We start from the raw sequence: 12,602 nt of genomic DNA on the forward strand, positions 1-12,602 counted from the left end.
TGATCCTCGGGCTGCCCGGCGGGAAGCACGCGGACGGTGTCGCCGACGTGCTCATCGACCACCTGGCAGGTCTGCCCGCGTTCATGAAACAGGGCCTGACCTGGGATCAAGGCACCGAGATGGCCGAGCATGCGTCGGTGACCGTCGCCGCGGACCTGCCGATCTTCTTCGCCCACCCGCGGTCGCCGTGGGAGCGGCCGACGAACGAGAACACCAACGGGTTGATCCGTGAGTACCTGCCCAAGGGCACCGAGATCACCGATCATCAGCCCTACCTGGACTCCATCGCCCGCGAACTCAACGAACGCCCCCGAGCCTGCCTCGGCTTCCGCACACCCCGGGAGGTGTTCGAGAAACTACTACTGACCAGCGCTGTTGCTTCCACGAGTTGACATCGCCGGTCCTTCGAGGTGGCCTCGTAGTCGAGCGAGCCGGCGAACGGCGGGTTCGCGAGGATCAGAGTGTACTTCTCGGCGTCGCCGCTGGCACCCTCGGAAAGGGAGTCGCGATAGCGGATGTCGGGCTCCTCCACGCCATGCAGCAGCATATTCATCGAGCCGATGCGCAGCATGGTGCTGTCGAAGTCGTAGCCGTGGAACATCGAGCGGTGGAACTGGGTCCGCTGGAAGTCGTTCGACATCGCCTCCGGATGGTTCTCACGCACGTATTCGCTTGCCGCGACAAGGAAGCCCGCGGTGCCGCACGCGGGGTCGCAGATCGCGTCGCCGGGCTTCGGCTCCATGAGGTCCACCATCAGCTGGATGATGTGTCGCGGCGTGCGGAACTGGCCGTTGGTCCCCGACGTCGACAGCTTGGAAAGCATGTACTCGTACAGGTCACCGTTGGTGTCGCGGTTCTCCATCGGGATGTCGTCGAGCATGTCGACGACCTTCGACAGCAACGCCGGTGTGGGAATGGTGAACCGGGCGTCCTTCATGTGTTCGGAGTAGGTCGAGCCGTCGGTGCCCATGTTCTGCAGGAACGGGAACACCTTCTGGCCGACGGTCGCGAACATCTCCGCAGGGGCCTCGTGCCGGAAGGCGCTCCAGCGAAGTTCCTCCTGGCCGGGCTCGAAGATCGGGTTGGTGATGCCCTCACCGAGGATCTCGTTCTCGCGCTCCTTGAGCCGCTGCAGCTCGTCCAGCCGACGAATGAACAGCAGGTACGTGATCTGCTCGATCACCTCGAGCGGGTTACTGATCCCGCCGGACCAGAAGGCGTCCCAGACGCGGTCGATCTTGTTTTTGAGGTCTCCGGTGATCACCCGGCCAACCATAGCGGTGAGCCGATCGTCGCTGACGGACATCTCATCCTCCTTCGCCGCCCGGTATCTCCAGCGCAGCCGATCAGGATGCACCGGGGCACCGACAAGTTCTGATAGCCCGACCGGATCGGTCGCGAAACCACTGCGCGACCTGCTGAAACAAGAACTTGTCAGTGGGGCGGCGCATTCTATGCGGCTGGTCCGAAACGACGCCAGCCGCGGACACCACCGCGCACTCACAGCGTCAGGAGAACCACCATGACCGGCAACCGCTCCCCCGTCCTCATCCCATTCTGCGGCGCGGACCTGCGAACGCGTCGTGCAGCGCTCGGCCTGCACAACCGCGACAGCCTGCACCGCATGCTCGGGTACCGCGTACCGACGATCGAGGTCTGGGAGCGCAACCGCTCGCTCGGGCCGGCGCTGGATATGGCCGTCGTACGCCTGGCCCGGATCGAGAAGTTCGCGGACACCATCACCGCGTCGCTGATCGCCCGGGCCGAGACGACGGGTGTGATCAGGACCTACCGCACCGACGACGAGGCTGCGGAGGGCGGCACCGTGATCGCGGACGCAGCACTCCACCGGGTCTGCGCCGGGCGCGCCGCGGCTGCCTGCCCCGACGCCCGGCTCGTGATCGACAGCCTCACCGATTCGGAACAGTCCACCGCCGAACAGAAGGCGGCCTTCCTGGTCCGGCTGGCGATGCTGGGCCTGACGTGGAAGCCGTTGCGACACGCAACCGGAATCAACCCGCGCATCGTCCAGCTGTGGCTCGCGGGCGACGACCTCACTCGGATCTTCCCCGACCAGATGCAGCGGATCGCCGATATGGAGGCGGGGATGGACACGCACCGGGCCGTGCTGCTCACGCATCTCGACGAATCGGGGTTCGTCCCCGTCGCGTACTCCGACGAGGATCTGGCCGTCATCGACCCCGACACCGTGATCACCACCGACACCCATCGGGTGATCGCCGGCGATCTGCTGGCCGACGACTTCGACGCGCGAGCGCGGTGGGTGAATCCTCCTCCGCCGCGCGAACAGCGACCCGATCCGTCCCACGCCGCGTAGGCCACCGCAAGCACATTCTTCGACACGATTCTCCGACGATCCCAGAAGGGATGACCATGATGATCACCACCACTGCCGCCGTCTCGACGCCTCCCGTCATCGAGGTGTCACTGCCCCTGTACCCGTGCGAGTGCGGCAATCCGGACTGTGCGCTCACCGTCGACGAGGTCGAAGGATGGTTCTCCCGCCTCGTCCCGCACCACCGGGTCCTCGAATGCGTAGCGGACGAGTTCCACCTGATCGAGACGTGCGCGTTCTTCGACGACCACGTCGAGCGGTGCATCCGGAAGTTCACCGACCTCGCCGAGGCGTACCCGCCGCCGCTCGCGGCCCGGGCGATCGTTGAAGCGGTCAACACGTGGCACGGTTGCCCCGAAGAACTCTGCGGACGAGAGGCCTGACGCGATGAGAGTCATCGACGCCTTCCGAGGGGATAACTTCTTCCTCTCGAACTTCTATCCGGCGCGCGTCCTGTTCCGCGGACGCGAGTTCCCCACGGCCGAGCACGCTTTCATGTCCGCGAAGACCACGGACGAACGTAGCATCGAGCGGATCAGAACTGCTCCGACACCCGCGGAGGCGAAACGGATCGGCCGCTCGGTCACCCTCGTCGACGACTGGGACCGCGTTCGGTTCGACGCCATGGCCGACGTGCTGGCCGCCAAGTTCGACGATGCCGCGCTCGCCCGTCGGCTCGCCGCCACTGGTGGCGCGACCCTGATCGAAGGCAACACCTGGCACGACCAGGTGTGGGGGTCGTGCACGTGTGACACGCACCGGAACTTCGACGGCGGGAACGCCCTCGGCGTGCTCCTGATGCGCGAACGTCTCCGCCACCTCCTATTCCTTTGAGCAGCTATCGATTTCAGTCGAGATCGCCGCGAAAACTTGTCAGTGGTCGATGCGATGCTTCTTCCATCAGGTCCTGGGGAGGATGAATTGACCGCACGCACAAGCATTCCGATCGACGCTCACAGTCACCGATCCTGACGGTCCGCTTTCGGCGCACCGTCGTCACCTGATCACCCGAGCCGGCGACGGCTCCGTTTCACGCCGTTCGGCACTTCCCGCCGATCGGCGATTCCCCCATCTCTGGAAATGAGGATTCATCATGTCTCAGCAGCCCTTCCCGCTGCAGCCCGGCCAGCCCGACCAGGGGCGGCCCGCGCCCGGTCAGCTCTACCCGTACCCCGCCCCGCCGACCCCGCCCGCCAAGAAGAAGCGCAAGTGGCCGTGGATCGTGCTGGCCGTGATCGCCTTCATCGTGATCGTCTCCGTCGCCACCGGCGGCGGGAACAAGGACGACGCGGGCTCGGCGCCCGGCGGCAGCGCGGCCGCCACCGCTGCGAAGGTGGCCGGCCTGAACACCGCGGTCCGCGACGGCAAGTTCGAGTTCGTGGTCACCGGCGTGGAGGCCGGGCTCGCAGAAGTCGGTGACAACCCGTACCTGGCGAAGAAGGCGCAGGGTCAGTTCGTCGTCGTCTCCATGACGGTGAAGAACATCGGCACCAAGCCGCAGAGCTTCTCCCCCAGCTCGCAGAAGCTCAAGGACGCGCAGGGTCGCACCTTCGAGTCCGACTCGATGGCGCAGATCGCGCTCGGAGACTCCGACGTGCCGGTGTGGGACAACATCAACCCCGGCAACACCGTCCAGGTCAAGGTCGTCTTCGACATGCCCAAGGACGCGTCGGCGGCCAGCATCGAGCTGCACGACTCGATGTTCTCGGGCGGGGCGAAGGTGGCCCTGATGTAGGGCCGGGAGCGCCCCGGACCACTGTCCGCAAGAGTGGCCGGGGCGCTGCGGGCGCTGGAGGCCGATTCGTCGGTACATTCGGAGGTGACAGGAGGAGGTTCGAGATGGCGGATACAGTCCCTCAGGAGCTGGCGGCGCGGGTCATCGCCGCAGCCGACGCGGTGCCGATCGGGCGGGAGCAGGCACAGGTCGCGGCGCGGGACGCGTCCCACTACCTGCAGCGACTGCGGCCGAGCACCATCGACGACGCGTTCCGTCGCTACACCGCGAGCAACAATCCGGTGTACCTCGCGTCCATCCCCCAGCGCCGCGAGCCGTGGGGCGTACCCGCGTGGGTCTGGATCTTCGGCGCCATCGCGGTCTTCGTGAGCGGCTACGCGCTCGGTTCCGGCCTGGTCGCGCTCCTCCTCGTCGGCGGCGGCCTGGCAGGATTCCGCGTCTGGCAGCTCACGCAGCACAAGAAGCGCCTGGCCGCGCAGGAGCAGGCGCGGCTGGCGGCGAACCCGTGGCCCTTCCAGGCAGACCGGATGCCGGCGTGGAACCCCGACGCGGAACCCGGCGATACCCGCGTCGAGACCCGTCTCCTCGGCCTCGCGGTGCTGCTCACCGAGGAGATCCGCCGCTCACCGGCGTGGAACAACCCGATCCTCGACCAGCACCGGGTCCGCATCAACCTCGATGCCACGCTGCACGACATCAGTCACCGCGCCTACCGCGTCTGGCGGATGCGCACGGACACGCCGCGGCCGTCGGGCGAGTCCTCGGTGTCCTACGCCCTGGCCCAGCACGTCGACGAGTACACGCAGGCCGCTCGCATGGCGGAGAACGCCCTGCGCGATCACGTCGCGGCGCTCACGGAGTACCTGGGCGAGCTCCGCCCCGTCGAACGCCTGCTGAACGACCTGCAGCTCCTGGACCGCACCAGCACCGGCGCGCACCGCGAGCTGCTCGACCAGCTCTACCGCGACGCGGTCGGCAACGAGGCGGACGCCCGGCGATTCCAGGGCCACGCCGACGAACTGCGCGACCTGCAGGCCAGCCTCGACACCCAGTTCCACTTCCTCCGGGAACAGGTGGCGCGGACCAACCTCCTACGCTGAGCCCCGCCGCGCGGCGCGAACCACGCGCCGCGCGACCAGGACATGGTTTCATCGGGCAATGAGCAATCCTCACACCCCGGTGGGCTACAAGCCCGACACCCGTTTCTTCGGACACCCACTCCCGCTGGTCAACCTGTTCGGCGTCGAGATGTGGGAGCGCTTCTCGTTCTACGGGATGCAGGCGATCCTCGCGTACTACCTGTACTACTCGGCGTCGCAGGGCGGCCTCGGTTTCGACAAGCCCACCTCGCTCGGCATCGTCGGCGCCTACGGCGGATTCGTCTACCTCTCGACGGTGGCCGGCGCGTGGATCTCCGACCGACTGCTGGGCGCCGAGCGCGCCCTGTTCTACTCGGCGTGCCTCGTCATGGCGGGCCACATCGCGCTCGCGGTGATCCCCGGCGCTGCCGGCGTCGGAATCGGACTCGTGCTCGTCGCCCTGGGAGCCGGCGGGGTGAAGGGCAACGCCACCAAGGTCGTCGGCGACCTCTACGAGGCGGGCGACACCCGCCGTGACGCCGGCTTCTCGCTCTACTACATGGGCGTGAACCTCGGCGCCTTCATCGGCCCACTGCTCACCGGCTACTTGCAGGACACGCAGGGCTTCCACTGGGGCTTCGGCCTTGCCGCGGTCGGCATGGCACTCGGGCTGTTCCAGTACTCGCTCACCCGTAGGATGCTGCCGCCGATCAGCCAGACGGTGCCGAACCCCGCTTCTCGCAGCGAAATCCAGCGGGTCGCCATGGGCACGGCCACCGTTCTCGCGGTTGTCTTCGTGCTGATCGTCACCGGTGTGATCACGGCGGGGAACCTCGTCGATGTGGTCATCCTCGCCGTCGCCGCGGTCTCGCTGGCCTACTTCGTCTTCCTCCTGCGCAGCTCCCGCGTCGACGGTGCCGAGCGCAACGGCGTCAGGGCTTTCATCCCGCTGTTCCTCTCCCAGGCCGCCTTCTGGGCTCTGTTCCAGCAGATGTTCACCTTCGTGGCGGTCTACGCCGACGAGCGGCTCGACCGCAGCATCGGCGGCTGGGAGTTCCCGGCGTCGTGGGTCCAGTCCGTCGACCCGGTGTACATCCTCATCTTCGCGCCGGTGTTCGCCGCGCTCTGGACGAAGCTCGGCCCGCGCCAGCCGAGCACCCCGATCAAGTTCGCGATCGGCACCGTCGGGATCGGCGTCGCGTTCCTGGCCTTCCTCCTCATGCCCGCCGGCACGAACACGGCGCCGCTGATCGGGCTGCTCGGCATCATGCTCATCTTCGCGCTCGCGGAGTTGTGCATCTCCCCCGTCGGCCTGTCCGTCTCCACCAAGCTCGCGCCGCGCGCGTTCTCCACCCAGATGGTGGCGCTGAACTACCTCTCCATCAGCCTCGGCACCGCCCTGGCCGGACGGCTCGCGACCTTCTACGACCAGGACGACGAGGCGCCGTACTTCCTGATCCTCGGCGGCACCGCCATCGCGATCGGCCTGATCGTCGTGGCCCTCTCCCCGATGATCAAGCGCCTCGCGCCCACAGTCGCGTGACGCGCCGGGCCGGGGCCGGATGACGGGGCCCGGCGCGGCGCACCGTCGGGCCTGAGAACCTGCCCGAACCTCTTCACGCGACCCGTACTCCCGAGTAGCTTCGACACCAAGGACTGGATCGAGGCGAGGAGCGGCATTGCCGGCGGACGAGTACGACTACATCGTGGTGGGGGCCGGGAGCGCGGGAGCCGTGATGGCGGCCCGGTTGTCGGAGGATCCGGGCGTCTCCGTCCTGCTCCTCGAGGCCGGAGGTGAGGCGGACGCGGACGAGATCCACATCCCCCTCGCGTTCTCCGCGATGTTCAAGACGAAGTGGGACTGGAACTACACCACCACGCCGCAGAAGCACCTGAACGACCGCCCGGCGTACTGGCCGCGGATGAAGGCGCTCGGCGGCTGCTCGTCGCTCAACGCGATGATCTACATCCGCGGCAATCATGCGGACTACGACGCCTGGGAGCAGGATCACGGGGCGCAGGGCTGGTCGCACGACGACGTCCTGCCGTACTTCGTCAAGGCGGAGGGGAACACGCGCATCGGCGGCCCCCTGCACGGCACCGACGGCCCGCTGCACGTCGAGGACCGCAGGTTCACTCACCCCCTCTCGACGGCCTTCGTCGAATCCGCGGTCTCGTGGGGCCTGAAGCCGACCGACGACTTCAACGGCGCGTCCCAGGACGGAGCCGGCCTCTACCAGGTGACCTGCAAGAACGGCCGGCGCTGGTCGACCGACAAGGCCTACATCGAGCCGGCGCGCTCGCGCCCCAACCTCACGGTCGCGCTGGGAGCCACCGCGCGGCGCATCCAGTTCGACGGTGACCGCGCCTCGGGGGTGCTCTTCCGGCAGCACGCCGCCGATCACACCGCGCGCGCCCGCCGCGAGGTGATCCTCTCCGGCGGGGCGATCAACTCCCCGCAGCTGCTCATGCTGTCGGGGGTCGGCCCCGCCGAGCACCTCGCCGAGCACGGCATCGACGTGCGCGCCGCCCTCCCGGGCGTCGGAGCGAACCTGCACGACCATCCCATGGTCCCCGTCGACTACGACACGCACGGCACCTTCGACCTGCTCGAGACGCAGAACGTGGGAAACCTCCTGCGTTGGAAGCTCACCGGCACCGGCCCGCTGTCGTCCAACGGCGCCGAGGCGGGCGGCTTCTTCCGCTCCCGCGAGGATCTCGAGCACCCGGACCTGCAGTTCCACGTGATGCCGGCGGGCGTCTACGACAACCTGCTGCACGAGACGCACCGTCGGGGCATCATGCTCGGCCCGACGCTGGTGGACGTGCGGAGCCGGGGAACGCTCCGGCTGCGCTCGGCGAACCCCGATTTCAAGCCGCGTCTGGAGCCCAACTACTTCGACGCGCCGGAGGACCTCGACGCACTGGTGGCCGGAGTGAAGGCGACGATGGAGCTCGCCGCGCAGGGCCCGATCGCGCGCTACCTCGGCAAGCCCTGGCACATCAGCGAGTCCCCGTCGGAGGACGAGATCCGTACGCTCGTCGCCGATTACACGCAGACGCTCTTCCATCCCGTGGGCACCTGCGCGATGGGCTCCGGGGAGGACTCCGTCGTCGATCCGCAGCTGCGGGTCCGCGGCGTCGAGGGACTGCGCGTCGTCGACGCCTCCGTCATGCCGAAGGTCCCCCGCGGCAACACGAACGCCCCCACCATCATGATCGCCGAGAAGGCGGCCGACGAGATCAGGAAGTCAGCATGACCGCAGCGAACACGAAGACCTTCGACTCGCTCAACCCGCGCACCGGCGACGTGGTCGAGTCGTACCCCATCCACTCCACCGACCACGTGCACGCCGTCGTGGCGCGCGCCCGCGAGCAGGCCGACTGGTGGCAGGAGATCGGCTTCGAGGGCCGCAAGAAGGCCCTGAACACGTGGAAGGGCGTCATCACCCGCCGCATCAACCAGCTGGCGCAGATCGTCCACGACGAGACCGGCAAGCCGCACGGCGACGCGCTCCTCGAGGCCGCGCTCGGCATCGACCACCTCGGTTACGCCGCGTCGCACGCCAAGAAGGTCCTCGGTCCCCGTCGGGTCGGCTCGGGCCTGGTCATGGCGAACCAGTCGGCGACGGTGCGCTACCACCCGCTCGGCGTGGTGGGCGTGATCGGGCCGTGGAACTACCCCGTCTTCACCCCGATGGGCTCGATCGCGTACGCGCTCGCCGCCGGCAACGCCGTGGTCTTCAAGCCCTCGGAGTACACGCCCGGCGTGGGCGTGTGGCTGGCGCGCACGTTCGAGGAGGCCGTGGGCCGCCCGGTGCTGCAGACCGTGACGGGTCTCGGCGAGACCGGCAACGCGCTGTGCACCTCCGGCGTGAACAAGGTGGCCTTCACCGGCTCGACCAACACCGGCAAGAAGGTCATGGCCGCCTGCGCCGAGACGCTGACGCCGGTGGTGATCGAGGCCGGCGGCAAGGACGCCTTCCTCGTGGACCGCGACGCCGACCTCGACGCCGCCGCCGACGCCGCCGCGTGGGGCGCCTTCGCCAACGCGGGCCAGACCTGCGTCGGCGTCGAACGCGTCTACGTGCACAAGGACGTCTACGACCCGTTCCTGGAGAAGCTGGTCGCGAAGGCGCGCGAGGTCACGGCGAACGACTCGGACGATTCCAAGATCGGCCCGATCACCATGCCCAGCCAGTTGCCGATCATCAAGTCGCACATAGAGGACGCCCTCGCCCGCGGCGGCCGTGCCCTCGTCGGGGGCATCGACGCCGTCGGCGAACGGTTCGTCCGGCCGACGGTGCTCGTCGACGTCCCGGAGGACTCGATCGCGGTCACGCAGGAGACCTTCGGACCGACGGTGACGGTCGCCAAGGTCGACACGATGGACGAGGCCGTCGAGTACGCGAACGCGACGAAGTACGGCCTCGCCGCGACGGTCTTCTCCAAGGCCCGCGGCATGGAGCTGGCGGACAGGATCCGGTCCGGCATGGCCTCGGTGAACGGCATCATCACCTTCGCGGGCGTGCCGAACATCCCGTTCGGCGGCGTCGGCGAATCGGGCTTCGGCCGGATCCACGGCGCCGACGGCCTCCGCGAGTTCACCTACTCGAAGGGCATCGCCCGCAAGCGGTTCAACCCGCTGCTGAACCTCACGAGCTTCGCGCGCACCGCCGCGCAGGAGGGTCAGCTCACGCAGCTGATGACGCTGCTGCACGGTCGCAGCGGCACGATCAAGTAGGGCTCAGGCCCGGTACGCGGCGGCGATCTCGCGGGCGCGGTGCAGCGCCTGCACCGCGAGTTCGCCGTCGCGGGCCTGGATGGCCCAGATCGCGACGAACTCGTCGTGCGGCAGATCGAGGTGCGCGAACTGCGATCCTTCGGGGAAGGTGAATCCCTGCACCACGTCCCACGGGTAGGTGTTCTCGTTCAGCAGGTTGCGGACGGTGACCCCGTCCGGGCCGAGGTGCAGCCGCGCCCGCGTGAACAGCAGCGCCCCGCACGCCAGGACCACGCCGATCAGGACCATGCCCGCCTGGTCCGAGGTCCGGAACGTGAGTCCCGTGTTCCCGCCGGCCTTGAGCAGGAGGGCGACCGCGGTGTGCCCGACGACCAGGACCCCCGCGAGGACCCAGGCGTACACCTTGATCTTGCGCGGGGTCACGTCGAGCACGGGCTGTGTGGTGGGTTCAGCGGTCACGGGTCCGGATTCTACCGATGTCGCGCCCCTGACCTCCGCGCACAGTCGGTGGCCTGCGGATGGTTACGCCGGCAGGCTCGCGTGCAGCGCCAGTGTCGCGTCGACCGCGCGAGCCGCCTCGGCGCCCTTGCCGACGAAGTGCCGCTCGAAGTACGCGGTGTGCTCGTCGTGCTCGTGGAAGTGGTGCGGGGTGAGTACCACGGAGAACACCGGGACATCGGTGTCGAGCTGGACGCGCATGAGTCCGTCGATGACCGCGGTGGCGACGAACTCGTGCCGGTAGATGCCGCCGTCGACGACCAGGCCCGCGGCGACGATCCCCGCGTACTTCCCGGTCGTGGCGAGGCGCTTCGCGGTGAGCGGGATCTCGTAGGCCCCGGGCACCTCGAAGACGTCCACGTCGGCACCGTCGTGCCCGAGCCGTGCCCATTCCTCGACGAACCCGTCCCGTGCCCGGTCGACGATGTTCCGGTGCCAGGTGGCCTGGACGAGGGCGATCCGGCTCATCGGCCGGCCCGCAGCTTGCGCAGGGTCAGCGCGGTGTCGAGCGCCGCCGACGCCGCCTGCTCGCCCTTGTCCTCGGCCGAGCCCGGCAGTCCGGCGCGGTCGAGGGCCTCCGCCTCGGTGTTCGTGGTGAGCACGCCGTTCCCGACGGGGACGCCGGCGTCGAGCGAGACGCGCAGCAGGCCCGCGGTCAGCGCATCGCAGACGTACTCGAAATGCGGAGTACCACCGCGGATCACGACGCCCAGCGCGACGACGGCGTCGTGCGTCTTCGTCAGCTCCTGCGCGACGACGGGCAGCTCGACGGCGCCCGCCACCCGCTCGACGGTGACGTGCCGCACGCCCGCAGCCTCGGCCGTGCGGACGGCGCCCGCGAGCAGGGCCTCGCAGACGGTGTCGTGCCAGCGCGAGGCGACGATCGCCAGCCGCAGGTCGGCGGCACCGTCGAGCGTGATGTCGGGGATCCCAGCGCCGCTCACGCGGTACCTCCCTGGTCGAAGTGGTCGAGGTCGCGCAGGTCGTGGCCCATGCGGTCGCGCTTGGTGCGCAGGTAGTGGATGTTCTCGGCGTTGGCGCGCAGCGGCATCGCGACCCGCTCGGTGATCTGCAGGCCGTAGCCGTCCAGCCCGACGCGTTTGGCCGGGTTGTTGGTGAGCAGCCGCATCGAGGTGATGCCGAGGTCGACGAGGATCTGCGCGCCGAGACCGTAGTCGCGGGCGTCGGCGGGCAGGCCCAGCTGCAGGTTGGCGTCGACGGTGTCCGCTCCCCCGTCCTGGAGCTGATAGGCCTGGAGCTTGTGCATGAGGCCGATGCCGCGGCCCTCGTGGCCGCGCATGTACAGCACCACGCCGCGGCCCTCCTGCGCCACCATCTCCATGGCGGCGTCGAGCTGAGGGCCGCAGTCGCAGCGGAGCGAGCCGAAGACATCACCGGTCAGGCACTCGCTGTGCACCCTGACCAGGACGTCCGCGCCGCCGTCGGCGGTGATGTCGCCCTTGACCAGCGCGACGTGCTCGACGTCGTCGTGGATCGAGGTGTAGCCCACGGCCTGGAAGTCGCCGTATCGGGTGGGGATCCGTGCGGACGCGACCTGCACGACGTGCTTCTCGTGCTTGCGGCGCCACGCGATCATGTCGGCGATGGAGATCATCGCGAGGCCGTGCTCGTCGGCGAAGACGCGCAGCTCCTCCGACTTGGCCATGCCGCCCGGGTCCTTCTCCGAGACGATCTCGCAGATCACGCCGGCGGGCGCGAGGCCGGCCATGGTCGCGAGGTCGACCGCGGCCTCGGTGTGCCCGGGCCGGCGCAGCACGCCGCCCTCCTTCGCGCGCAGCGGGACGACGTGGCCGGGGCGGGTGAAGTCCTCGACGGTCGAGGCGGGATCCGCCAGCTTCAGCATCGTCGTGGCCCGGTCCGCGGCCGAGATCCCCGTACCGACACCGGCTTTGGCGTCGACGGTGACCGTGTACGCGGTGCCGTGCTTGTCCTGGTTGGTCGCGTACATCGGGGGCAGGCCCAACTTGTCGCAGGTGGCGCCGTCGAGCGGCACGCACAGGTAGCCGGAGGTGTAGCGGACCATGAAGGCCACCAGCTCGGGCGTCGCCTTCTCGGCGGCGAAGATGAGATCGCCCTCGTTCTCCCGGTCCTCGTCGTCGACCACCACGACGGCCTTGCCCGCGGCGATGTCCTCGATGGCGCGCTCGATGGAATCGAACCTGGTCATGG

At 68.8% G+C, this 12,602-nt stretch carries 13 protein-coding genes and 1 pseudogene; 9 read left to right on the forward strand and 5 right to left on the reverse strand.

What is annotated here, in order from left to right; all coding sequences use genetic code 11:
- A partial coding sequence (locus AXK61_RS25780; RefSeq protein WP_156485766.1) for an IS30 family transposase occupies positions 1-392 on the forward strand: 392 nt, incomplete at its 5' end.
- Between the two features lie 8 nt (positions 393-400).
- Here AXK61_RS25780 and AXK61_RS20010 read toward each other — a convergent pair.
- A pseudogene (locus tag AXK61_RS20010) lies at positions 401-1,264 on the reverse strand (type I restriction-modification system subunit M); the annotation flags it as partial.
- A 258-nt stretch (positions 1,265-1,522) separates the two neighbouring features.
- On the opposite strand from AXK61_RS20010, the gene AXK61_RS20015 reads away from it, so the two are divergent.
- The 8 genes from AXK61_RS20015 to AXK61_RS20050 all read left to right on the forward strand — a co-directional run bounded on the left by AXK61_RS20015 (position 1,523) and on the right by AXK61_RS20050 (position 9,914).
- Positions 1,523-2,338, forward strand: a complete 816-nt coding sequence (locus AXK61_RS20015; RefSeq protein ID WP_068746831.1) for a hypothetical protein — start codon at positions 1,523-1,525, stop codon at positions 2,336-2,338.
- A 59-nt stretch (positions 2,339-2,397) separates the two neighbouring features.
- Positions 2,398-2,739, forward strand: coding sequence for a hypothetical protein (locus AXK61_RS20020; protein WP_156485767.1), 342 nt, complete (start codon positions 2,398-2,400; stop codon positions 2,737-2,739).
- Between the two features lie 4 nt (positions 2,740-2,743).
- Positions 2,744-3,190 (forward strand): NADAR family protein, encoded by a 447-nt coding sequence (locus tag AXK61_RS20025; protein WP_068746833.1) that lies wholly within the window; start codon positions 2,744-2,746, stop codon positions 3,188-3,190.
- 259 nt (positions 3,191-3,449) lie between these two features.
- Complete coding sequence (locus AXK61_RS20030; RefSeq protein WP_068746834.1) at positions 3,450-4,091, forward strand: DUF4352 domain-containing protein; 642 nt, start codon at positions 3,450-3,452, stop codon at positions 4,089-4,091.
- A gap of 104 nt (positions 4,092-4,195) precedes the next feature.
- Positions 4,196-5,191, forward strand: coding sequence for a hypothetical protein (locus AXK61_RS20035; RefSeq protein WP_068746835.1), 996 nt, complete (start codon positions 4,196-4,198; stop codon positions 5,189-5,191).
- Between the two features lie 58 nt (positions 5,192-5,249).
- Complete coding sequence (locus AXK61_RS20040) at positions 5,250-6,713, forward strand: peptide MFS transporter (protein ID WP_068746836.1); 1,464 nt, start codon at positions 5,250-5,252, stop codon at positions 6,711-6,713.
- A gap of 136 nt (positions 6,714-6,849) precedes the next feature.
- Positions 6,850-8,430, forward strand: coding sequence for a GMC family oxidoreductase (locus AXK61_RS20045; RefSeq protein WP_082789470.1), 1,581 nt, complete (start codon positions 6,850-6,852; stop codon positions 8,428-8,430).
- A complete protein-coding gene (locus AXK61_RS20050; protein WP_068746837.1) occupies positions 8,427-9,914 on the forward strand; it encodes an aldehyde dehydrogenase family protein in 1,488 nt (495 codons plus the stop codon). The genes AXK61_RS20045 and AXK61_RS20050 overlap by 4 nt, the downstream gene beginning before the upstream one ends.
- Before the next feature lie 3 nt (positions 9,915-9,917).
- Here the strand turns inward: AXK61_RS20050 and AXK61_RS20055 are convergent, their stop codons facing one another.
- From AXK61_RS20055 to AXK61_RS20070, 4 genes are all read right to left on the reverse strand, one after another.
- Positions 9,918-10,373, reverse strand: coding sequence for a PH domain-containing protein (locus AXK61_RS20055; protein WP_068746838.1), 456 nt, complete (start codon positions 10,371-10,373; stop codon positions 9,918-9,920).
- 63 nt (positions 10,374-10,436) lie between these two features.
- On the reverse strand, positions 10,437-10,880 hold the full coding sequence (locus AXK61_RS20060; protein ID WP_068746839.1) for a 6,7-dimethyl-8-ribityllumazine synthase: 444 nt from the start codon (positions 10,878-10,880) through the stop codon (positions 10,437-10,439).
- On the reverse strand, positions 10,877-11,356 hold the full coding sequence (ribH, locus tag AXK61_RS20065; protein WP_068569118.1) for a 6,7-dimethyl-8-ribityllumazine synthase: 480 nt from the start codon (positions 11,354-11,356) through the stop codon (positions 10,877-10,879). The genes AXK61_RS20060 and ribH overlap by 4 nt, the downstream gene beginning before the upstream one ends.
- Complete coding sequence (locus AXK61_RS20070) at positions 11,353-12,600, reverse strand: bifunctional 3,4-dihydroxy-2-butanone-4-phosphate synthase/GTP cyclohydrolase II (protein ID WP_068569119.1); 1,248 nt, start codon at positions 12,598-12,600, stop codon at positions 11,353-11,355. The genes ribH and AXK61_RS20070 overlap by 4 nt, the downstream gene beginning before the upstream one ends.
- Positions 12,601-12,602 lie beyond the last annotated feature (2 nt).

It is taken from the genome of Tsukamurella pseudospumae, from assembly GCF_001575205.1.
GTDB lineage: Bacteria > Actinomycetota > Actinomycetes > Mycobacteriales > Mycobacteriaceae > Tsukamurella > Tsukamurella pseudospumae.